This window comes from Pseudomonas sp. B424 (genome assembly GCF_055408345.1).
Window position 1 is genome coordinate 42,923 of sequence record NZ_JBUZTL010000001.1, and the last position, 24,228, is coordinate 67,150.

The 24,228-nt window shown below is 61.2% G+C and carries 15 protein-coding genes; 12 read left to right on the forward strand and 3 right to left on the reverse strand.

What is annotated here, in order from left to right; all coding sequences use genetic code 11:
- Window positions 1–147: 147 nt before the first annotated feature.
- From cbiE to ACZRMS_RS00195, 12 genes are all read left to right on the forward strand, one after another.
- Window positions 148–1,359: a precorrin-6y C5,15-methyltransferase (decarboxylating) subunit CbiE gene (gene cbiE, locus ACZRMS_RS00140; RefSeq protein ID WP_463993591.1), complete on the forward strand. Its 1,212-nt coding sequence runs from the start codon at window positions 148–150 to the stop codon at window positions 1,357–1,359.
- Entirely contained in the window at window positions 1,352–2,449 is a 1,098-nt protein-coding gene (locus ACZRMS_RS00145) for a cobalt-precorrin-5B (C(1))-methyltransferase (protein ID WP_463993592.1), read from the forward strand. Before cbiE ends, ACZRMS_RS00145 begins: the two co-directional genes overlap by 8 nt.
- A complete protein-coding gene (locus tag ACZRMS_RS00150; RefSeq protein WP_463993593.1) occupies window positions 2,446–3,174 on the forward strand; it encodes a cobalt-precorrin-6A reductase in 729 nt (242 codons plus the stop codon). Before ACZRMS_RS00145 ends, ACZRMS_RS00150 begins: the two co-directional genes overlap by 4 nt.
- A gap of 231 nt (window positions 3,175–3,405) precedes the next feature.
- Window positions 3,406–3,804, forward strand: a complete 399-nt coding sequence (locus tag ACZRMS_RS00155; protein ID WP_463993594.1) for a DUF2946 domain-containing protein — start codon at window positions 3,406–3,408, stop codon at window positions 3,802–3,804.
- A gap of 50 nt (window positions 3,805–3,854) precedes the next feature.
- Window positions 3,855–4,349 carry a copper chaperone PCu(A)C gene (locus ACZRMS_RS00160; protein ID WP_463993595.1) on the forward strand — a complete coding sequence of 165 codons (495 nt, stop codon included), beginning with the start codon at window positions 3,855–3,857 and terminating at the stop codon, window positions 4,347–4,349.
- Between the two features lie 48 nt (window positions 4,350–4,397).
- Window positions 4,398–4,757: a DUF2946 domain-containing protein gene (locus ACZRMS_RS00165; protein ID WP_463993596.1), complete on the forward strand. Its 360-nt coding sequence runs from the start codon at window positions 4,398–4,400 to the stop codon at window positions 4,755–4,757.
- 98 nt (window positions 4,758–4,855) lie between these two features.
- Window positions 4,856–6,934, forward strand: coding sequence for a TonB-dependent copper receptor (locus tag ACZRMS_RS00170; RefSeq protein ID WP_463993597.1), 2,079 nt, complete (start codon window positions 4,856–4,858; stop codon window positions 6,932–6,934).
- A 158-nt stretch (window positions 6,935–7,092) separates the two neighbouring features.
- Entirely contained in the window at window positions 7,093–8,469 is a 1,377-nt protein-coding gene (locus ACZRMS_RS00175; protein WP_463993598.1) for a PepSY-associated TM helix domain-containing protein, read from the forward strand.
- Window positions 8,470–8,632: 163 nt separating this feature from the next.
- Window positions 8,633–10,750, forward strand: coding sequence for a TonB-dependent receptor (locus ACZRMS_RS00180; protein ID WP_463993599.1), 2,118 nt, complete (start codon window positions 8,633–8,635; stop codon window positions 10,748–10,750).
- A 113-nt stretch (window positions 10,751–10,863) separates the two neighbouring features.
- Entirely contained in the window at window positions 10,864–11,652 is a 789-nt protein-coding gene (locus ACZRMS_RS00185) for an ABC transporter ATP-binding protein (RefSeq protein ID WP_463993600.1), read from the forward strand.
- Window positions 11,649–12,599 (forward strand): ABC transporter substrate-binding protein, encoded by a 951-nt coding sequence (locus ACZRMS_RS00190; RefSeq protein ID WP_463993601.1) that lies wholly within the window; start codon window positions 11,649–11,651, stop codon window positions 12,597–12,599. Before ACZRMS_RS00185 ends, ACZRMS_RS00190 begins: the two co-directional genes overlap by 4 nt.
- On the forward strand, window positions 12,596–13,606 hold the full coding sequence (locus ACZRMS_RS00195) for a FecCD family ABC transporter permease (protein WP_463993602.1): 1,011 nt from the start codon (window positions 12,596–12,598) through the stop codon (window positions 13,604–13,606). Before ACZRMS_RS00190 ends, ACZRMS_RS00195 begins: the two co-directional genes overlap by 4 nt.
- Here the strand turns inward: ACZRMS_RS00195 and ACZRMS_RS00200 are convergent.
- The 3 genes from ACZRMS_RS00200 to ACZRMS_RS00210 all read right to left on the reverse strand — a co-directional run bounded on the left by ACZRMS_RS00200 (window position 13,603) and on the right by ACZRMS_RS00210 (window position 24,165).
- Window positions 13,603–17,085: a DUF4329 domain-containing protein gene (locus tag ACZRMS_RS00200; protein ID WP_463993603.1), complete on the reverse strand. Its 3,483-nt coding sequence runs from the start codon at window positions 17,083–17,085 to the stop codon at window positions 13,603–13,605. The genes ACZRMS_RS00195 and ACZRMS_RS00200 overlap by 4 nt on opposite strands.
- A 147-nt stretch (window positions 17,086–17,232) precedes the next feature.
- Entirely contained in the window at window positions 17,233–20,679 is a 3,447-nt protein-coding gene (locus ACZRMS_RS00205; protein WP_463993604.1) for a DUF4329 domain-containing protein, read from the reverse strand.
- 51 nt (window positions 20,680–20,730) lie between these two features.
- Window positions 20,731–24,165 (reverse strand): DUF4329 domain-containing protein, encoded by a 3,435-nt coding sequence (locus ACZRMS_RS00210; protein ID WP_463993605.1) that lies wholly within the window; start codon window positions 24,163–24,165, stop codon window positions 20,731–20,733.
- Window positions 24,166–24,228: the final 63 nt, after the last annotated feature.

The following is a 24,228-nucleotide window of genomic DNA, read 5'->3' on the forward strand; positions in this document are numbered from 1 at the left end:
AGCAGGCATTACTTATGTGGCACCCGCCCTGTGGCGTCATGCACACGGCAACTGCGGGTCAAGGCGCGCTATCATGCGGCCTGTATTCGCGCAGTCATGCAAACCTGCTGGCGGATGGATAATTTGGCGTTATACAAGAGGATTGGCATGTCGCCCTGGCTAACAATTGTGGGAATCGGTGAAGACGGCTTTAGCGGGCTGGGCAAAAATGCGCGCCGCATATTGCTCGGCGCAACCACTGTGTTCGGCGCCCAGCGTCAGCTCAACCTGCTGCCTGCCTGTATTCGCGCCGAACGCCAGGCGTGGCCAAGTCCATTTTCCCTGGCACCCGTACTGGCGTTGCGTGGCGATCCGGTTTGCGTGCTGGCCAGCGGCGACCCGATGCTGTTCGGTGTCGGCGCCAGCCTGGCGCGGATGATTGCCAGCGATGAGATGCAGGTGCTGTCGTCGCCTTCGTCCTTCTCTCTGGCCGCTGCCCGCCTGGGCTGGGCCTTGCAGGACGTGGTCACGCTGTCGGTGGTCGCGCGCCCGGTGGCGGCCCTCAACGCGCACCTGCACAGCGGCGTGCGCCTGCTGGTGCTGAGCAATGACGGCAAAAGCCCGGCAGCCATCGCCGCGCTGCTGCGCGAACGCGGCTTTGGCCCCAGCCGCCTGCACGTGCTGGAACACGTGGGCGGCCCGGCGGAACGGCGGGTCGAGGCCAGCGCCAATGACTGGAGCGACCCGCCCATCGCAGCCCTGAACTTGATCGCCATCGACTGCCTGGCCGATGACAGCGCCCAGCCGCTGTCACGCACCGGCGGGCTCCCCGACAGCGCCTTCAGCCATGACGGCCAGCTGACCAAACGTGATGTGCGCGCCATCACCCTCGCCCGCCTCGCACCGCTGCCCGGCCAGTTGTTGTGGGACGTGGGCGCGGGCAGCGGTTCCATCGGTATCGAGTGGATGCGCACCTGGCCCAGCTGCCGCACGCTGGCGATTGAAGCCGATGCCGGGCGCCAGCAATTGATTGAACACAACCGCGATGTGCTGGGCGTGCCAGGCCTGCAACTGATCCGCGGCAAAGCCCCGCAAGCCCTTGCAGGGCTGGAACGCCCGGATGCGATTTTCATCGGCGGCGGTGTCACCCGCGAAGGCGTGCTGGACACCTGCTGGCAGCAACTCAAACCTGGCGGACGGCTGGTGGCCAATGCCGTGACCCTGCAAAGCGAGATGCTGCTGATGAGCTGGCGCGAGCGTCACGGCGGTGAGCTGACCCGAATCCATATCGCCCAGGCCCAGCCCCTGGGTGAATTCGATACCTGGCGTCAGGCCTTGCCGATTACCCTTTTAGACGTGACCAAGCCCCTCGATGCGTGACGAAACCGCCGAACAACCCGCGCCACTGCGCAGCGGCCTGACCACCGGCAGCTGCGCCACCGCCACCAGCCTGGCCGCCGCCCGCCTGCTGCTCAGCGGCGTCAGCCATGACGCGGTTCACATCACCTTGCCCAAGGGCAAGCAGGTGCAGATGCGCCTGGAGTTCTGCCGCCCGTGCGAAGGCGGGGCCGAAGCGGGCACCATCAAGGACGCGGGCGACGACCCGGACGTGACCCACGGCGCGCTGCTGTACTCGCGGGTCAGCCTCAAGCCCGAACCGGGCATTGCGTTTGTCGCAGGCCTTGGGGTTGGCACCGTAACCCGGCCGGGGCTGGTGCTGGCCGTAGGGGAACCTGCGATCAACCCGGTACCGCGCAAGATGATCACCGACCATTTGCTGCAATTGGCCACGGAGCTGGGTTACGGCGGCGGCTTCGAAGTGACGGTCAGCGTGCAGGACGGCGCCGCGCTGGCCCTCAAAACCATGAACCCGCGCCTGGGCATTCTGGGCGGGCTGTCGATCCTGGGCACCAGCGGCATCGTCCGTCCGTTCTCCTGCGCGGCCTATATCGCCTCGATCCACCAGGGCATCGACGTGGCCAAGACCAACGGCTACCTGCACATCGCCGCCTGCACCGGCAACGCCAGCGAAGACACCATGCGCCGGGTCTACAACCTGCCGGAAATCGCCCTGATCGAAATGGGTGACTTTGTAGGCGCGGTGCTCAAGCATCTGCGCAAAGTACCTGTGGATAAGTTGAGCATTTGTGGTGGCTTCGGAAAGATCAGCAAACTGGCCGCCGGCCATATGGATCTGCACAGCCGCCACTCCAGCATCGACCTGCCGCAACTGGCCGAGTGGGCCGCCGCCATCGGGGCCGACAGCGCGCTGCAAGACGCCATCCGCCAGGCCAACACCAGCCAGCAGGCGCTGGCAATGGCCAGCGCAGTCGGTATCGCGCTGGGGGATGCGGTGTGCCAGCACGCGCTGGACTTCGCCCGCAGCGTAGTCCCGGCGCAAGTGCAAGTCGAAGTGTTTGCCATCGACCGCCAGGGCGGGATTGTTGGCCATGCCGGGGCCTTTGTATGAAACGCATTCTATTGCTGGGGGGCGTGACGGAAGCACTGGCCATTGCCCGCACCCTGGGCCCGCAGCACGTTTACAGCCTGGCCGGGGTCGGCCGGGTACCGACCGATCTGACCTGCGAGGTACGAGTGGGGGGTTATGGCGGCGCTGAAGGTCTGGCCCGGTACATCCGCAACAAAGGCATCGACCTGCTGCTGGACGCCACCCATCCCTACGCCGCCCAAATCAGCCAGAACGCGGCGCTGGCCGCAGCCGCCAGCGCCATCCCGTGCTGGGCCTTGCGCCGCCCCGCATGGGTTGCACAACCGCAGGATGACTGGCGCGAAGTGGCGGACTGGAGCGAACTGGTCAAGGCCCTTAAGCCTTTCAAACGCCCACTGTTTACCTTGGGCCGCGAGCCGCTTGAGCATGTGCATGAGATCCCCGCGCAGCAGTTCTGGACCTTGCGCGCACTGGACGTCTACCCCGGCAATGAACGCTGCGAAGTGATCGGCGCACGCGGACCGTTCCTGCTCGACGAAGAACGTGCCTTGTTTGAACAGCGCCAGATTGACGTGCTGATCAGCAAAAACAGCGGCAGCAGCGCCACCGAACCCAAGCTTGAAGTGGCCCGTGAACGCGGGGTGCCGGTGCTGATCCTCAAGCGGCCGGAGTTGGCGGGGGTTGATCGGGAGTTTTGGACGACCGGTGACGCGCTGGAGGCGTTGGCGCAGGAAAATTATTTCTGAACGAACCGGCCATACCCCCTGATTGGCTCAGGCATTACTCAATGAAGCCGCTACTCTACTCATAAATGCTGAGCCTGAATTGGCCAATTGCGCCCTTCTAGCCTTGCCCCGAGCTCGCGCAGCAACAGATCAACCTGTGGCGCAGTGACACTTAGTCACACCCGCTCTTTTTACTTACGCCGATCATTCAGGCTAAATAGCCGACTGATCGCTTCACTCATGGAACTGCTCATGTCCCGACAACGGTTTGCATTTGCCTGGATCGCCTGCTTTGCAGTGCTGTTCAACATGCTCGCCATGTCGATGGCCGGGGCGATGAGTGACTCTAAACAAGCATCAACCGAACAGTTCATGTGGAGCAGCTTTTGCACCTCCACCGGCACCAAAATGGTCGCCGTATCCCTGGGTCAGGTTGACGCCGGCGACAGTCAAAAAGACGATCACTCCACCATGCAGCATTGCTGGTGCTGTTCGGGTTCCGCCCCACTGGTGGCCCTGCCCGCCCATTTCCCCACGCTGTACTTTGCGGCCATCGAGCATGGCCACAGCCAGGTCCCCGACCACCTCAAACGCCCCACGCCGCGCCAGCAATGGCCAAGCCTCAACCCCCGCGCTTCGCCCCTGGTCTGATATTCATCCTCGCAACCCCTTTGCGTTTTGAATCGTTCCGGAGAATTGCCATGTTGAACTTGTCACTGTTCAAGCACGCCCTGATTGCGGCGGCTGTGTTGCTGCCTGCCTGTTTTGCCAACGCCCACGAATACAAAAGCGGTGCCCTGCAGATCGCCCATCCGTGGTCCCAGGAACTGCCACCCAACGCGCCGACCGTAGCCGCGTATTTCATCATCCACAACACCGGCAGCAGCGCCGACCGCCTGGTCAGTGTCGAAACCCCCATTGCCGAAAAAGCCGAGCTGCATCAGCACGTGATGCAGGGTGACTTGATGAAAATGCAACCGGTGGCCAGCGTCGACGTGCCGGCAGGCGGCACCGTGACGTTTGCGCCCATGGCGTATCACGTGATGATGGTGGGCCTTAAGGACCGTAGCCTGCTGCAAGACGGCAAGCACTTCCCGTTGACCCTGCATTTTGAAAAAGCCGGTGCCGTACCGGTTGAAGTCAACGTGCAGAAGCAGGCCCCGGCCGACAGTATGGAAACCATGCACGCCCACTAACGGCCAAGGTTTCTGAACCCCGTGCGCGAACCTCGCGCCAGGCACTCCATGTCGCAGAAACGCGGCAGTTGGTTGAGCCTGTTTGCCATGTTGATGATTTTTATCGGACCGCTGATTTCCCAGGCGATGCCGATGAATCATCACGACTCCATGCCCATGATGGACATGGACATGTCGGCGCACGCCGAACATCAAAAGCCCGCCGCCAACGACCACCATGCCATCTGGGAAAAGTGCGGCTACTGCACCCTGCTGTTCAGTTGCCCCGCGCTACCGGGCACACCTGATCTAACCCTGTTTGCCACGCCACAGCCCAAAAGCTATCTGGCGTCCAGCCCCCGGCTGGGTCATGCCCGGCAACCCGTGTTCCCCGGAGCACGCTCACGCGCCCCGCCCGCCTTCCTTTAAGTCTCACCACAACTCATCACCTGGCCAACCTGCATGCGCTGCTCTAGACAGCCGCAGGCTACTGGCCGTGTTGTATTCGCTTGAATATTGGAATGCTTATGTCCCGCTTGATTGCTGCCTCCCGTTTGCCTCACGCCCAAACGGTCTTCCCTTTTGCCCTCAGCGCGCTGTGCTGTGCATTGCTGGCCCCTGCCGCGCAGGCCGATGAGCATGCCGGGCATGCCCATGAAATCAGCCCGCTGGTGATTACCGCCGTCGCCCCCAGCTCACCGCTGACCGTCGTCACCAACCCCAAGGACCCGCGCCAGCCGGTGCCCGCCAGTGACGGTGGCGACTACCTCAAGACCATCCCCGGCTTTGCCCTGATCCGTAACGGCGGCACCAATGGCGACCCGGTACTGCGCGGCATGTTTGGCTCGCGGCTCAACATCCTCACCAACGGCGGCATGATGCTCGGCGCCTGCCCTGGCCGCATGGATGCGCCCACGTCCTATATCTCGCCCGAAACCTACGACAAGCTCACCGTGATCAAAGGCCCGCAAACCGTGCTCTGGGGCCCGGGAGCCTCCGCAGGCACGATCCTTTTTGAACGCGAACCCGAACATTTCGGCGAACTGGGTACCCGGGTCAACGCCAGCCTGCTGGCGGGCTCCAATGGCCGCTTCGACAAGACCGTCGACGCCGCCGCCGGCGGGCCACTGGGCTACGTGCGGGTGATCGGCAACACCGCCCGCTCCGACGACTACAAGGACGGCAATGGCGACACCGTGCCGTCGCGTTACGACAAATGGAACGGTGATGTCGCCCTGGGCTGGACCCCGGATGCAGACACCCTGCTCGAACTCACCGCCGGCAAGGGCGATGGCGAAGCACGCTCCGCCGGACGCGGCATGGACGGCAGCCAGTACAAGCGTGAAAGCCTGGGCCTGCGTTTTGAAAGATCCAATATCGGCGACGTCCTCGACACGATCGAAGCCCAGGTCTACTACAACTACGCCGACCACGTGATGGACAACTACAGCCTGCGCACCCCGTCAGGCACCGGCATGATGGCCGGGCCGATGGCAAGCAATGTCGACCGCCGTACCCTCGGCGCGCGGATCAAGGCCACCTGGCGCTGGGCCGATTACCAGTTGATCAGCGGCATCGATGCCCAGACCAACGAACACCGTAAACGCATGGGCATGGGCATCAACACCTACCAGGACCAGAACTGGAGCAAAGACGCCGACTTCCACAACTACGGCGCTTTTGGCGAACTGACCTGGTACGCCGCCGAACGTGATCGGGTGATCACCGGCGCCCGCCTGGACCGCGCGTCAGCCAAGGACTACCGCGCCCGCATCGGCTCGGGAATGATGAGCCGGCCCAACCCCACGCTGGACAAAACCCGCGCCGACACCCTGCCCAGCGGTTTTGTGCGCTACGAGCATGATTTGGCCAACAGCCCGACCACGGTGTATGCAGGCCTGGGCCACGTGCAGCGATTCCCGGATTACTGGGAGCTGTTTTCCCCAAGCGCAGGCCCTGCCGGTTCGGTCAATGCGTTCGATGCAATCAAGCCCGAAAAAACCACTCAGCTCGACATGGGCCTGCAATACAAAACCGAAGCTCTGGAAGCCTGGGCCTCGGTGTACGCCGGTGAAATCCGCGACTACATCCTGTTCGACTACACCAGGGGCACGTCCCAGGCTCAGAACATCAACGCCCGGGTCATGGGCGGTGAATTGGGCGCGGCCTATCAACTGACGTCCAACTGGAAAGCCGACGCGACCCTGGCCTATGCCTGGGGCAAAAACACCACCGACGGCAAGGCCCTGCCGCAAATGCCGCCGCTGGACACCCGCCTGGGCCTGACCTACAGCGAAGATCACTGGAGCACCGGGGCCTTGTGGCGCGTGGTTGCACCTCAGGGGCGCATCGACCGCAACGCGGGCAACGTGGTGGGCAAGGACTACGACAAGAGCGCCGGTTTTGGCGTGTTCTCGCTCAATGGCGCGTACCGCATCAACAAAAACCTCAAAGTCAGCGCCGGGGTCGACAACCTGCTGGATAAAAACTACAGCGAGCACCTGAACATGGCGGGCAACGCCGGTTACGGCTACCCGGCCAACGACCCGACCCCGATCAACGAACCGGGCCGCACGCTGTGGACCAAGGTGGATGTGAGCTTCTAAAAACAACATCACATCCTTGTGGGAGCTGGCTTGCCAGCGATTGCATCGACACGGCGTTTCATAAGCACCGCGCCGCCTGCATCGCTGGCAAGCCAGGCTCCCACACATAATGAGCAGGGAGCTCAAACACCCTTAATTTGCCTTGCGGAGCCGCTCACATGAGCCGACCAACACCGTCTTTTTACAACCTGGCCTGGCGCTGGCACTTCTATGCCGGGCTGTTTGTCGCCCCGTTCATGATTCTGCTGGCACTGACCGGCATCATTTACCTGTTCAAACCCCAGCTTGATCCCTTGATGTACGACCACCTGCTCAGCGTCAAACCGGGCCATCACAGCCTCAGCGCCGACGAGCTGCTCAAACGCGTGCAACTCACTTACCCGCAGGGCCAGGTCAGCCAGTACCTGCCGCCGACCAACCCCGAGCGCACCGCTCAATTTGTGGTCAGCAATGGCGGACGCGAACTCAACGTGTTTATCAACCCGTACACCGGTGCAGTGCGAGGCGAACAAGACGCCAAGCTCAACCTGCAAGCCATAGCCCGGGCGCTGCATGGCGAGCTGATGATCGGCACCCTCGGCGACCGGCTGGTAGAACTGGCCGCCGGCTGGGGCGTGGTGCTGGTGGTTTCCGGCCTGTACCTGTGGTGGCCACGGGGGCAATCCGCAGCCGGGGTTTTGTGGCCGCGCTTTACTCGCCGGGGCCGCGTGTTGTGGCGCGACCTGCACGCCGTGACCGGTTTCTGGGGCGCGGCCCTGTTGCTGTTCATGTTGCTCAGCGGCATGACCTGGACCGGCTTTTGGGGCAAGCAATACGCCGACCTGTGGAACCAGTTCCCGGCGGCGATGTGGAACAACGTCCCCAAGTCCGACCAGGAGGCCCGCAGCCTCAACACCGCCGCTCGCCAGACCGTGCCCTGGGCGATGGAAAACACCCCGATGCCGGTCTCCGGTGCCCACGCCGAGCACATGGGCCACGCCGCAACTTCGGCAGGCCCCGCCGCACCCGGTATCAGCCTGCAACAAGTGGTTGAAACGGCCACCGCGCGCAAGGTCGAGCCCGGCTACAGCATCACCCTGCCCACCACCGCAGAAGGTGTGTTCACCATTGCCGTGTTCGCCGACGACCCGCGTAACGACGCCACCCTGCATGTCGACCAATACACCGGCCAGGTACTGGCCGATGTGCGCTGGCAACATTACGGCAACGTCGCCCGCGCCACCGAAATGAGCGTGATGCTGCACGAGGGCAAACTCTTCGGCACCCTGAACCAGATTGCGATTTTGGTGGTGTGCCTGATGATCCTGCTCAGCTCGGTCAGCGGCCTGGTGATCTGGTGGAAACGTCGCCCGCAGGGTCGTCTGGGAGTCCCGCCGTTGCGCCACGACTTGCCGGCCTGGAAGACCGGCGTGGTGATCATCCTCGCGCTGGCAATCGTGTTTCCGCTGGTGGGCGCATCTCTGATTGCCGTGTGGATACTTGACCGCATGCTGATGATCTTCCGCTCAAAACAGCGACATGAGCTGCGCTCATAACCAACATTAGTCATCCGAGATGCGCATTCCAGAGCCTTCACTATACTGGCGCGCCAGTATCAGGCACAAAATAGTTGTTACTGTATAACAATCTATTTAAGCTCCAAGACCCGCCGCCAGGAGGCAGCGGGTTCACCTCCAGAAAAAGCGACTCACTGTCCCGATGAATAAGTACCTTTGGTCCAGCCTCTGTCTGTTGGCGATAAACAGCGCACACGCGGATGACACAGCCCCCTCCCTGATGTTGTCGACTTCGAGCATTACGGCCCCTGAAGTCGATGACCAAAGCATTGACCTCAAGACCGCCACCAGTGCCGGCTCGCGGTTAAACCTCAACAGCCTTGAAACTCCGGCCAGCGTTGAAAGCCTGACCGGTGCGCAAATTCGCGCACGGGGTGACCGCAGCGTCCAGAGCGCCGTGACCCGTACCACCGGCATCAGCTTCACGGGTTCGCCGGGCAACGGCGGCGTGGCCTACTCGGCCCGTGGCTTTGTGGGCGAAGGCTCGGTGATGCAGCTTTACGACGGCATTCGCATGTACAGCGGCGCGGGCACCGTGACCTTCCCGGTGGACGACTGGGCGGTGGAGCGCATCGACGTGCTGCGCGGCCCGGCCTCGGTACTGTATGGCGAAGGCGCTACCGGTGCGGTGATCAACGTGATCCCGAAAAAACCGTTCAGCGGCGAGATCGAAAACCATATCCGCGTGGGCGCGGGCTCCTACGACTCGCAACAGCAGGCGCTGGACAGCGGCGGTTCGCTGACCGATACCCTGAGCTACCGGTTGAATATCAACCACCTTCAAAGCAACGGCTGGATCGACCACGGCGACTCCGAAAACACCTTCATCAGTGCCGCCCTGCGCTGGCAGGCCAATGACGACCTGGCGTTCACCCTGAGCCACGACTATGGCGACCAGGAGCCACAAAACGACTTTGGCGTACCGCTGATCAATGGCCGTTATCACAAGAGCCTGCGGGACAAGAACTACAACGTGCGTGATGCCAAGCTGCATTACAACGACCAGTGGACGCGCCTGAACACCGAATGGCAGATCAGCGACGATCTGGTTGCCAGCAACGAGCTTTATTACCTCAAGGCCCAGCGCCGTTGGCAGAACGCCGAGCGCCACGGGTGGAATGAGGAGCGCCAAACCCTGCTGCGCAGTGGCTACTTCAGCATCAAGCATGAGCAGGAACAGGTCGGCGACCGCCAGACCTTTACCCTCAACCACGATCTGTTCGGCCTCAAAAGCAAAACCCTGGTGGGCGCGGACTACAACCGTATCCACTTCAACCTGCACAGCAATTCGCCGTATACCAATGTGAATACAAAAGGTCAGCCGATCGACATGTACCACCCGGATCGCGGTCAATTCGAAAGTAAATCGCCGTACCTCGACCAGTTCAAGACCACGACCCAGCAGGTGTCGCTGTTTGCCGAAAACCGTACCGAGCTGACCGATCAGCTGTCGCTGGTGACGGGAGTACGCCGTGACATCGTGCACCTGGATCGCGATGACTTGATCAAAGACAGTCGCAGCGACCGCAGCCTGTCGGCCAACAGCTGGAAAGTCGGGCTGGTGTATGAGCTGACGCCGGACATGTCGATCTATGCCCAGCAGGCCACCAGCGTCGACGGTGTGGCCGGTCTGATCAGCCTGTACCCGGGCGAGCAGGGCTTTGACCTGGCCCGCGCCCGCCAGACCGAAATCGGCTTCAAGCAGGTGTTCTGGGACCAGCGCGGCGAGTGGACCCTGGCGGCGTATCACATCGTCAAAAAGGATCTGTTGACGCCCGACCCGAACATTGCGGGCAACTCGCTGCAAGTGGGCGAGCAGTCCTCCAGCGGCCTGGAAACCAGCCTGGACCTGCAACTGCCCAACCGCTGGCAGCTCCAGGCCAACGCGGCCATCGTGCGTGCGCAGTACGACAAGTTCGATGACGAAGGCGTGTCACGCAAAGGCAACCGCCCCACCGACGTCCCGCGCCGCACTGCCAACCTGTGGCTGAGCAAGGCCGTTACCGATGACGTGAATGCCGGCGCCGGTGTGCGCTATGTCGACTCGCGGTATGCCGACATTGCCAACAGCGTCGAGGTGCCGAGCTACACCGTGGTCGACGCCACCGTGAGCTGGAAAGCCCTGCCAAAAACCACCCTGGGGCTGCGCCTGAACAATTTGTTCAACCGCCAGTACGCCGTAAGCCAATACAATGGCGGCCAGCAATGGATCATGGGCGAGCCGCGATCGTTTTTCGTGACCGCTGATTACGCCTTTTAACCCTGTGGGAGCGGGCTTGCTCGCGATGCAGACGGCGCGGTCTGTCAGACAGACTGCGGCGATGCCATCGCGAGCAAGCCCGCTCCCACGCAATAGAAACGCACCGGATTTTTATGACCCGCCTCACCCTCACTCAACTCGCCTGGACCCCTCTGGGCCACGGCCACTGTCATCACCAGTTCCAGCTGCGTGATGCCAACCTGCATGTGGCCGCAGGTGAATTCGTGGGGCTGATCGGGCCTAACGGCAGCGGTAAAACCAGCCTGCTGCGCTGTGCCTATCGCTTCAGCAAACCAGAGTCGGGCGAGGTCCACCTCGACGCCCATAACCTCTGGCAACAATCGCCGCGCTGGTGCGCCCGGCGCATCGCCGTGGTGTTGCAGGAGTTCCCCGACGCCTTTGGCCTGACCGTCGACGAAGTGGTCGCCATGGGCCGTACTCCGCACAAAGGCCTGTTCGACGGCGACACCGAAACCGACCGCCAACTGGCCAGAAACGCTCTCCAGTCCGTCGGCCTGCACGGCTTTGAAGACCACGCCTTCGCCACCCTCTCGGGGGGCGAAAAACAGCGGGTGATCCTGGCCCGCGCCCTGACCCAGCAACCCGACCTGCTGATTCTCGACGAGCCGACCAACCACCTCGACCCGCGCTATCAGCTGGAGTTGCTGCAACTGGTCAAGCGCCTGAAGATCGGCACCCTGGCCAGCATCCACGACCTCAATCTGGCCGCCGCCTTCTGCGACCGGCTGTACGTGATCGACCACGGCAGGATCATCGCCAGCGGCACCCCGCGCGAGGTGCTGACCGTCGAGCTGCTGCGCGATGTATTCGGGGTCGCGGCATTGATCGACGACCATCCGCTGTCCGGCTACCCACGCATTACCTGGATAACCCAACCATGAACCTGATCCGCCTCGCCCTCTGCCTCAGCGTCCTGTTCGGCTCCCAGCTGGCCCTGGCTGACGCCACGCAGTACCCACTGACGATCAAGAGCTGCAACCGCGACGTGACCTTCAACCAGGCGCCCAGGCACGCGGTCAGCCACGACATCAACATGACCCAGATGATGCTCGCCCTGGGCCTCAAGCCGCACATGGTCGGCTACAGCGGCATCAGTGGCTGGAAGGCGGTGACGCCCGAAATGAAAGCCATCCTCGACGGACTGCCGGAACTGGCGAGCAAATACCCCTCGGTTGAAACCCTGCTCAACGCCGACGTCGACTTCTTCTTCGCCGGCTGGGATTACGGCATGCGCGTGGGCGGCGACCTCACGCCGCAAACCCTGACCCCGCTGGGCATCAACGTGTACGAGCTGACCGAGTCCTGCGCGTTCGTGATGAAGCGCCCTGCGGCCAGCATGGAGGACACCTACAACGACCTGCGCAACCTGGGCAAAATCTTCGACGTGCAAGACCGCGCCACGGCATTGATCGCGCAAATGCAGCAAAAAATCGCCGACGTTCAAAAGACCCTGCCCGCCGCACGCCCACGGGTTTTTTTGTATGACAGCGGCGAAGATCGCGCCATGACGTCGGGCAAACTGGGCATCCCCCACGCCCTGATCGAAGCCGCAGGCGGCAACGACATTCTCGGCGACATCGACGCCAGCTGGACCCGCATCAACTGGGAGACCGTGGTCGAGCGCAACCCGCAGGTCATCGTGATCGTCGACTACAGCGAAGTCACGGCCGAGCAAAAACAGCGCTTCCTTGAAACCAGTCCGGCGCTGCAATCGGTGGACGCGATCCGCAACAAGCGCTTTATCGTCATCCCCTACGTGCAGGCCACGCCGGGCATCGACAACGTTCTGGCCATCGAAACCATGGCCCAAGGGTTCCACCCACAATGATTGCCCGTCGCTACGCCTTGTTACTGATCGGCCTCGGCGCACTGCTGCTGGTGTCGTGCGTGGTGTCGCTGGGCTTTGGCCCGGCGCGGGTGCCGGTGGACGTGGTGTGGCACATTTTGCTGAACAAGCTGTTTGGCATTGGCGAGGTGAGCTGGAGCGCAGGCCAGGAACATATCGTGTGGCTGATCCGCGTGCCGCGCATGCTGCTCGGGGCCCTGGTCGGAGCCGGACTGGCCCTCATCGGCGCGGTGCTGCAAGCCGTGACCCGCAACCCGCTGGCCGACCCGCACTTGCTCGGCGTCACCAGCGGCGCCACCCTGGGCGCGGTGATCGTGGTGTTGCACGTGGGCGAAATCGTCGGCCTGCTGACCCTGCCCATCGCTGCATTTATCGGCGCCTTGCTGAGCATGCTGCTGGTACTGGCCATCGCCAGCCGTCATGGTCGACTGGACAGTGACCGCCTGCTGCTGTGCGGGGTAGCGGTGTCCTTTGTGATGATGGCCGTGGCCAACACCCTGCTGTTTCTGGGCGACCATCGCGCCAGCTCCGCCGTGCTGTTCTGGATGCTCGGCGGCCTGGGGCTGGCGCGCTGGGAACTGCTGGCGATCCCCAGTGCCAGCGTCCTGCTGGGACTGGTCCTGTTGCTGGGCATGGCCCGCCCGCTTAACGCGCTGATGGCGGGCGAGCAGACCGCCGTGACCCTGGGCCTGAATGCGCGCAATGTACGGCTGCGGGTATTTTTGATCGCCTCGCTGATGACCGGCGTGCTGGTGGCCATCAGCGGTTCGATTGGCTTTGTTGGCCTGATGATCCCCCACATCGCCCGCCGCCTGGTGGGGGCTGAACACCGGCGGTTGCTGCCGGTATCGGCGTTGCTGGGCAGTGTGTTCCTGGTGTGGGTCGATGTGGCCGCCCGCACACTGATTGCTCCCGAGGACTTGCCCATTGGCGTCGCCACGGCAGCCATTGGCGGCCTGTTTTTTATTGGCCTGATGCGCAAGCGTTAAAGCTCGTCGTGCCAGGGGTCAAGCGGGCCACCGGTTGGCGGGGGGGCGGGCGCTTGCGCTTGGTCGGGAGCATCCCAATCGAACTCATCGGCAATGGCGTCGGTACGAATCGTAAAGTCGCTGGCGACAACTCCCCGCTCAAGCCAGGTCTTGCTCTCGAGCAGCACGCGCAGCCCGCCTGAGTTGAGTACCTGGGCCAATATATCGCTGGGTCTGGCGCCGGCTTTTCGGGTGGGCTGGCTATTTTCGGCAAAGTAGCCTTCGTAGGTGTAATTCGCGCCACTGACGTATTCGCACAGGCGATCGTTGGCCGTTTTATTACCGCGCCAGTACCGCAACAGCGCACCGTCATTGGTTGACAGGTAAATAAAGTCAAACCCCGTCCCTACGCGCTCCAGGGTGCGCGTGGCGTAGCAAATATCGACGGGCCAGAACATGTTCTTGAGCAGATTGGTTTCGACCGGGCTCTGCGCCGACAGCGCCCTGACATCCCGGGAAAAATGCAGGCTGGCCACCGAATACTCCGCAGGAAATACAGGGATGGGGTGCAACTGGCCGTCAACATGCTTGTGGGTAAACAAAAAGGTTTCAGGGGCATTGGCCAGCTCCGTGCCCACGCTCGGCTCCACGACTACAAAAGTGTTGTAGGCCGACCTGGACAAGATCCCCACCACACGACCGGACCGATGCGGGCGTTCGATGTTCAGATGCGCATAACGGGCGGCGTCATCGGCATGGCTGAACACCGGGCCCAACGCAAAGCGCCTGTGGGTATCGGCCGAGGCTGGCAATGAATTTGCCGCAACCCTGGGCCGCCAGTTTTCCGGAACCAGGCCGGTCATATTCCAGAGTGCGCTGGGCGCCACTACGATCAATTGGCCGCTGGCGGCCACCTGACGCACATACGCAATCGGCGAAAATCTGCCGCTCATGATACTCACATGCATGGGATGGCCTGATTCCCGAAAGACCCCCGTGCTCAGCTCGGCGCTCAGTTGGGTCGGCACGTAGCTCAACAACACATCCTCATGGCTGGCGATGTAAAGCACTGGCTGGCTGACAGCGATCGCTGGCTGTTGTTGATGGACAGTGCTGATGAGCTGCAAGGCATCATGGATGTCTGCGGGAAAGGCAAAAGCCTCTAACACCGAGAAGTTTTTGACATCCTGATAGGTGAGGGTAAAAGGCACCTTGCGCGCCCCGAGGTACACCGCATGGTAGTCAAACTCGGCTGGCAGGGTGTTTTTGCTCGCCCCCCGGGCCCGGGGGAACAGTCTATCCAGTGAAAACGCGCCCCCCTCGATCGGCAAGGTCGCGACATACTCTTCGCTGTGGGTACATTTCAGAATCACGCCGAACTGGCGCTGTGTGCGCTCGCCCAAGTGGTGCTGGGCATAGCGCATGGCATCTTCGGCCTGGGTAAACACGGGGCTGAACATCGGCTGTTCAGTGGCCTGCAACAGCGGCGCGGTTACCCGTGAAGGCTTCCATACCGTGGTGACCTTGCCGGGCATGCCCCACAAGGCACTGCCCACAACCACATGCAACTCCCCGGTGCGCACGATCTGCGCCACGTACTCAGTAGGTCTCAGAAGATTGGCGCGCAGCCTTGACTGCAGGGTATTTTGCCGAGCCTGCCCGGGGTGTTCGATGGGCGGCGCCACACGGGAAAGCAGCTTTTTTTCAAGCACCGACCCGCTCGGCACGTACTTGATCAGCGCGCCATCGGGCGTCGACAAATACCGGGCCGGGGCCCAGTCATGGTGCTTGATAGCCCCATACACCTCATGGGGTTCAAGCATGTTGCGGTACAGCTGCTGTTCATCACCGGGGGCGCTGTGATGCGAAGGCGCAGGGCGATGAGAATGGTAAACCGCAACCACACTGCAACCGTGCGGTGTGAGTTCGATGCGCTCGCCCGGTATGACGCTGTGGGGGTCAAAGGTTTCATTGCGCCCCGGCAACGGCTCGGTGACGACAAAGCGATTGTCCAGGCGCTGGTAAACAAGGCCGCCATACACCCTGCCCGATGCCAGGTAACGGCGCATTTTTCGGTGCGCATAACGCGCGGCATCATCGGCACTGATAAATGAAGGGCTCAGCATCCGCCTCTGAAGACGCGAATAAGCCTGCCAACTGGACGTTACCCGCCCCGCCGGGCCCCAGGCATCACTGGGGTGCAACACATTCAACTGGCCCATTGCGGCGAAGCCGCGAATGTACTCCGTGGCCCTGACATGGCCGTCCAGAATATCGCGCTTGATCTCCAGGCCGATCCCTTCGGCCGGGCTCAATACGCGAGTATAGGGCTCCTCGGCCTCGGCATTCGAGGGTAGATATTCCAGCAACGCACCATCGCGTGAGGCGATGTACAACGCCAGCGGCGGTATTGCCTGGCCAAAGCGCAGCGCCCGGGAAAAGCGGATGCCGCCTGCCATCGCGTCCGGATCAATGAAGTTCTTGAACACCTGGGCCTGTTCGGCAGGCAGCTCCTGCGGGTCGCGATACAGCGCGTCGCAGTAGTACTGGGCCACGATATCCAGATCGCCTGGAATCACGATGGCGCCGCCGGCATTTTTGGGGAATATGTTGTCCGGCGCAAAAGGCACTTGGGCACCGCACAGCGGTTCGGTGGCCAGGTACTGCTCCTTGCCCCGGAACTTGAGCAGATAGCCATACTGCTGCTCGGGCTGCTCGTAAACGCGGCGGCGGGCAAATTTGGCGGCGGCGTTCAGGCTGGTAAATATCGGGCTGCAGGCCGGTTGCTTTAACACTTTACCCGGGCCATAAACCGGGGACGCCGCCGAGTAGACCTTGAACTCGGGGCCTAGTTTGCCGACCTTGCCCCCCCATATTTCACTGCTTTGAAGCACACTGAGTTCGCCGGCCCGGGCCATGGGCAGAATGAAATCCAGCACCGTTTTGGACTGATCGAATTCGGCTTGGGTCTCCTGGCGAAACCGCACGGCCAATGCCTGCTCATCACTGGAGCCACTGGCCACGTATTTAATCAGCGACCCGTTAAGGCCCGACAAGTAAGTGGCAGGAGCGAACGCGCGCTGCCTGACGATATGAATAAAATCGGGCGGTGAAAAAAAGCTGTTCATGGTTTGAATCGCTTCAGTGGACCACGACGTTATCCACGCCCGCAGGGTGTTAAAGGTGTTGGGATGAGAGTGATAAAAAGCCACGCAGTGATACCCCGCGGGGTGCTGTACATCGCCCCGCGAATCGGTCGATAACACCGCCTCGAAATTAAACCCTGCCTCATCCCCTTTCACCGGCAACGTCGCAAAAAACTGCCCATCGGGGCGCCTGAGCACTACGCCGCCATATTCAACATCACGCCGGTCGCCGATCAACTCATGGACGTATCGCGCCGCATCATCGGCATAGGCAAACGCCGGGCTCAAGCCAGGCAGTGCAACAGTCGAGCCGGTAGCAGCGCGTTCGGCGCGCTGGTTTAACAAAGTGGTCATTTCAAACTTCCTTATTCATGACGGTGATCGCCGTATCCGCACAAGCGATCAGCGCAACGGTGATGCGCCTGATCATCATCAATAAGGGCGATTGCAAAAGGTCATATTTAGTTAACGTCGCGTGCGCCTTGGGTGGCGCACACGTGCTTAGAGTTCGTCGCGCACGGGCCCGACCTTTAGCTGCGCCACCGGCGTACCGGGGGTCGGCCCTTCATCGTCAAACGACGGCGGTTGCGTCGTGACCGTGAAGTGCGTGTTGACCGCACCTGTGCGCGGCCAACTGGGGCTCGGCTCCAAAACCTGCAACGTGCCCGCGTTGAGCACCGTGGCCAGCGTCTCGCCGGGCCTGGCCTGTGTGCGGGTGGGGGTGCTGTTTTCAATGAAGTAACGCTCATAGGTGAAACTGGCGCCACTGACGTATTCACACAGCCGGTCATTGGCCGTTTTGGTTCCCCGCGTGTACTTCAACAGCGCGCCGTCCTCGGTTGAGAGGTACAGATAATCAAAACTTGCGTCGTCCAGTTGCCGGTGAAGCGTGCGCGTGGCGTAGCAAATATCCACGGGCCAAAACATGTTTTTAAGCAGGCGGGTTTCGACGGGGCTGAGTGCCGACTGCCCGCTCATATCACGGGAAAAATGCAGGCTTTTCATGGCATAGCCGGTCGGCAAAATTGCCCTGGGGGCTATCACGTTCGGTATCGACAAATGGGTTTTAAGAATCATCTGCGCCACATTGACCGGCTCACCGTTTTCCACCGGGTGCAGCGCTACGCAGGTGTCGTAGTCGGGGTGGCGTAAAACACCGCCCATCACATTAAGGGTCTGCGCACGCTTGAAGTGCCGATGCTCATAGCGCGCAGCATCGTCGGGGTGGCTGAATACCGGGCTCATGGCGAACAAACGAAAACTCCTGCCGGCCTCACGTGGCACCTCCATCCCAAAGGGCCGCCAGGCTGGCGATACGCGCCCCGGGCTAACCCACACCGGATTGGTCGTGATCACTTGCAAATCACCCGCCATCGCCACCCTGCGCACGTAGTCCAACGGCGTCAATTTAAGGTCTGTGAGTTGATTGAGCAGGTCCTGACCCATGCCCTTGAACACCCCGGCAGACAACTGTATCGCTGCCGAACTGTCCAGGTAGCGCAATAACGCCCCGTCGCTGGTAGACAGGTAAAGCGGCCCCGCCGGGGGGATCAATCCGTTCTGCCCCTTGATGCTGTCACTGAGCGCCAGCCCCCGGGCCATGTCCACCGGCGAGACAAACGCTTCATAGATCCTGCGGGTGTGCATGCCCTCCACTTGAGGTGCCATTTTGGGTGCAGCCACATACACCGCCTGAAACCTGAACCCCGGGGGCAACTTGAATTCGCCGTTGGCCTCATCCTGGGGAAACAATCGGTTCAAGGTAAATTCCCCGCCTTGCACCGGCCGGGTCGCCACATACTCGTGGCTATGGGGGTTGCCGAGGATCAAGCCGTATTGAGCCAAATCCCCGTAAACCATACGTTCATGGGTATAGCGCATGGCATCTTGCAACTGGGTAAACACAGGGCTCAGGGCCGGCTGCCGAACCGCCTGGGCCTCGGGTACCGGCCGTGTAGCCGGGATAAAATCCGACCTGACCGGGCCTGCAGCGCCCCAGAGCGCGCTGCCAACTACCACCTGCAGATCCCCCGCCTGAGCGACCTCGCGGATGTAATCCCTGGGCTTGAGGGCGTTGGCCCGCATCGCCATATGGATCGGATTTTTGCGAACCTGCTCGGGGTGTTTGCCAGGGGGCGCTATCTGCGTACGCAGTACACGCTCGCGCACCGAGTCGCTTGGCGTGTACTTGAGCAACGTGCCGTCGTGGGCCGAAAAATAGCGCACGGGTGCCCATTCCCGATCCCTGATTGCGGCATTCAACTCATGGGGTTCAAGCATGGTTTGAAACAGCTGCTCTTCAGCCTCCGTTCGCCATAGCCTCAAAGGATGCACCCGGTGTGTGTGATACACCGCAACCACCGAACAACCGTGGGGCGTGAGGGCAATCAGCTCCGGAGGCATGACGCATGTCGGGTCGAAGCTCTCGTTATGGCAAGCCAGGGGTTCAGTGGCGACAAAGCGGGTATCCAGGCGCTGATAAATCAGGCCGCCGTAAACCTTGTCGTCGCGACGGGCAATTTGTTCGTGGGCATGGCGCGCGGCATCATCGGCAGAAACAAAGGAAGGCCCCAACGCCCGGCGACTGAACCCCGCGTAAGGCTTCCAGGCCGCCGTTACCCGCCCGGCCCTGCTCCATAAATCGCTGGTATGCAGCACGCTCAACTCGCCCGCGCTGGCAACAAGGTGGATATAGGCAAGGGTTGGCGTCACGCCACTGAGCAGCTCGCGGGCAAGCGCCAGCCCCTGGCCTTCGCCTTCAGGCAATGGCGCGGAAATATTTTTTTCGAAACCGGAAAAGGTCGAAACGTATTGCAGGACAGCACCGTCGCTGCTGCAGATAAAGAGCGGCACTGCCCGCCCCGGCGAAGGCGCGGCAAGTGCTTGTGCGGCCTTGATGCCGTTAGCCAACGTCTCGGGGGCCACAAAATGCTTGTACAGCGAAGGCTGCTGCGCAGGAACCAGGCTGGGGTCACGGTAAAAACCATCGCTGCAATACAGCCCTGCCACTTCGTACTGCGCCGGCATGGGCAACGGGGTACCGTCCTTGGGCGGAAAAATCTTCGCCAGCGAAAAATCCATACTCCCGATCACCGGCTCAGAGGCCACGAAAATGGGCCGGCCTCTATGCTTGAGAATCACCCCAAAGCAGCACTCGCTGGTTTGGCTTACCCGCGCCCGCACTTCTTTGACCGCCTGTTCGAGGCTGTCGCTGATGGGCCCGAATGCCGGCTGCTGGACAATCACAGGCGCGATGTCCAAGAGCCGGGTCGCTGAAAAAACCTTGAAGTCGGGTTGCAGGGGGCCGACATTGCCCTCCCAGACCTCAGTGGCCTGGAGCACCCTTAACCGGCCCACGCTGGCCGCCGCCTGGACATATTCGACGATGGTCGCAAAGGTGAATTTGCCCGCATCGGAATCGATGGCGATTCTCTCGATAAGCGCATTTTCCTGGGGCGAGCCGCTGGAAATGAATTTGATCAGCGAACCATTGACCCCCGACAAATAATGCGCGGGGGCAAAATAGGCATTCAGCCGGTTGAGCACCATGTCCGCAGGCGAAAAGGCATTGATCGACGTATGGATGTCTTCAGTGCCCCAGTGTTTGAACAGGTTCTTCAACTTGTCATAGTTGGCCGGGTGCGAGTGGTAGAAGGCGACACAGGTATAGCCCGGCGGGTTGATGAAACCGCCGCTGCTGTTGGTTGACATGACCAGCGTGGGGTCGAAGGAGCTGGCTTTTCCGCGCACCGGGCGCGTCGCGAAGTAGCGGCCTTCGGCATCTTTCAAAATGGCGCCGCCATACTCCACGGAGCGGAAATCACCGATCAAATGATGGGCAAAACGCGCCGCGTCGTCGGCGCTGACAAATGCCGGGCTCAAGGTCGGTAACGAGGTTTGTATGTTGGGCAGTGCATGCCGTTTTTCACGGCCTTCAGTCTGTTCCATAACACGGTCTTCCTTGATAAAAAAGCAGGGCGACAAAGCCGCGTCCTCCTTCTAGAGTTCGTCTTTATCCGTAGTCTGGGAGCGAGCCCAGGGCGTAGTGGCCGCTACGCCGTATCCGGCGGTCCAGGAGCGCACATCCTGTTTCCAGTTGGGCGTCACCCAGCTGATTTTCGGCCAGCTATCACTGGGCTGAACCACTATCAGCTCACCGGCCTGCAGCAACTTATCGAGGTACTCGTTTTCTGTTTCGTGCCCTGTTTCGATCCATTGCTGATGGACGTACTGGTTGTCCCAATAATCGGAACCTTCCACCCGCTCACACAGATCGTCTTCAGCCTTGCCCTGGCGGCGAACGTACTTCAAGAGCGCGCCATCATTGCCCGACACGTAGGCAATTTGCAGCGAGAAGCCCAAGCGCGGCAGGCTCTTGGTGACATAGCAAATATCGGCCGGCCAAAAGACGTTATCCATCCACTCGCTAACGCCGTGCCGCGCATAGATCGGCGTCTGAGGGCGATGCGCATAACAGACAGCCCAGGGCGCAAACCCGGGCGGAAAAACAGGCAGCGACCGATTGCTGCTGGTGCCCTGCTCAAACAGCGCATCTAAAAAAATCCGATCTCGGCCATTCATTGCCTGGCCGTTGGTCAACGGCTCTACAGCCACATAAAGGTGCTTGAGCGACGAGCGCAAAATCGCTCCCACGGCATCCTGCGCATGGGGGTGCGGCAGGCGGCGATGGCAATAAAGCGCAGCATCATCAATATGGCTAAACAAGGGGCCCAGGGCCAGTTCCCTGGCCCGCGAGCCGCCGGCGATCGGTATCTCGAAAGCGTTTGGTCTCCAGGCTGTGGTGACGCGGCCCTCAGTGGCCCACATGTTGCTCGTCAGCAGCACCTGCATCTCGCCACCGCCCGCCACATGCCGCACATACTCCACGGGCCTGATTTTGCCGGAGATCAAACCGGCCGACATTGCACGCTGAGAGGAGAAAGGCCCCTCGATATCCAGCAGCGCGTTGCGGCCAGAGGCGCGATAACTCAACAGAGCACCCTCGCGGGTTGAGATGTACAACTGCGGGTAAGCAGACCCCCGGGGCAAAAAATCGCGCACAGTGCTCATAAGCACGGCACTGTCTGCAAGGTCTTGGGGGGCAACAAAATCGGCATAGACACTGCCTGGCACTGGATCCACGGGGTCTTTAGGGGCCGCTATATAGACTGCGTAGTAGTCAAATCCGGCAGGCAGACTGTAAGCCTGCGAACCAAATGGAATAGGGAAAAGCCCTGATAGCAGGATCGAGTTGCCGTTAGCCGTCGTCGGTTCAGTGGCGATGTACTCATCGTCACGCAGGTTTTTCAAGATAACCCCGAACTGGCGACCGTCACGCGCACCCATCCGTTCATGGGCATAGCGCATGGCATCCTGGGCCTGAGTGAAAACGGGGCTCAATGCCGGCTGGATTTTAGCCGTGTACCCCTTGCGCCGAGGCTGGGCAAATTTCCACAGCGGCGTCACTTTGCCGCGCTCGCCCCACAACGCACTGCCCACCACAACGTGCAACCCGCCCACGCGGCTCACCTGGGCCACATACTCGGTGGGCTTGAGAGCGTTGGCGCGCAACTTGAGCTGGACCGGGTTTTTGCGAACCTGCTCGGGGTGTTCTCTGGGTGGCGAGATCAAGGTCATCAAGGCTGTTTCCAGCGCCGACCCGCTCGGTGTGTACTTGAGCAACACGCCATCGTGCGTCGATAAATAGCGCGACGCGGCCCAGTCCCGTTCCTTGATGGCGGTACACAGTTCATGGGGGTAGAACATCGAGCGATTCAACTGCTCTTCAACCGGCGAGCGCCACAGCCGCAAAGGCTCAAGCCGGTGCGTCTGATAGACCGCCACCACCGCCCCGCCGTACGGTGTAAATGACAGCAGCTCCGGGGGAATCACGCGCTGCGGATCGAAAACCCCGGTATGCACCGCCAGCGGTTGCGTGGCGAAGAACCGGTTATCCACCCCCTGAAAAATCAGCCCGCCGTAGACCGCATCGACCCGCCCGGCAATTTGCTCATGGGCATAACGCGCGGCGTCGTCGGCGCTGACAAACGAAGGGCTCAAGGTGCGCCGCATAAACCCCTGGAAGGGTTGCCAGTCAGTCTGGACACGCCCGGCTCTGCTCCAGATTTCGCTGGTACGCACAACGCTCAATTCACCGGCATGGGCCAGCAGCTGGATATAGGCAAGGGGTTTTTCGACATCGGCCAGCAGGTTCCTGACCAGTTCCATGCCACCGCCCTCACCCTCGGACAGCTCGGCAAACAGGGTTTTCTCATCCGCCGAGTAGCGCGACACATACTTGAGTATCGCGCCGTCCCGGGCAGCGATATACAGGGGCAGTGCGCTGTGTTGCGACGGATTGCCCAATAGCTGTGCAACCCCGATTGCCTTTTCCAGCGACTGCGGGTGCATGAAGTTCTTGAACAGTGACGCCTGCTCTGCGGGAATCAGCGTGGGGTCCCGGTGCTCACCGTCACAGCCATACAGCGCAAAGAGTTCATAGCCCGCCAGCAGTGCCGGTTTGTTGTCGGCGGATCGAACGAACACCCGACTCAGGGAGAAATCCATCTGTTCGGTGACCGGTTCGGACACTACAAATTCATTGCGTTGTGCGTGCTTGAGGATAACCCCGAAGTGTTCTTCCTCCGTTCGATCAATACGCGTACGGGCGTAATCCAGGGCCAATGCTTCGCTGGCGACAATCGGCCCGAAGGCCGGCCGTTGCACAATCACAGGGGCTATATCCAATGAGTTCACGCCAGGCTCAAACTTGAATGTCTCATCCAGCGGCCCGACTTTTTTACCCCACAGCTCGTTGGACTGAATGACGCTGACCGTGCCCAGACTGATCAAAATATGTACAGCCTTGATCAACGAATCAATGGCTTCATGGGAATGATCTTTGGCTTTGGCCAGAAGCTCGGCGATCTTTTTTTCTTCATCGGAGCCGCTGCATTCGTATTTGATCAGTGAGCCGTTGAGGCCGGACAGGTAGCTGACCGCTGCAAAACTGCTCATTCGCAGCATGTCGTAAATATCGGCAGGCGAAAAAAAATTGACCCGCTTAAATATGTCTTCGCTGGGCCAATCTTCGTAGAGCGCGTGAACCTGCTCATAGAGGTCGGCGTGAGAATGATAAAAGGCAACGCAGGTATACCCCGGCGGATGCCTGAACCGGCCCAATGGGTTGGTCGACATGACGCGCTCGGGCCGGAACAGGGACGGGGTTCCCCTCACCGGTCGCGTCGCAAAATACTGCTCCCGTTTATTTTTTAAAATCGCCCCGCCGTATTGAACGTCGCGATGATCGCCAATCAACTCATGGGCAAAACGCGCCGCATCGTCAGGGCTCAGGAACGGGGGGCTCAAGGTGGGCAGGGGTACGTTCACATTCGGGGGTGCCCAGCCGGGCTGGGGCAAATCTGAAAGTGGCATGGCGGTTTATCTCTGATTGAAGGATGGATCGACCGGTGCAAGACCGGTACTCATCCTTCGCCT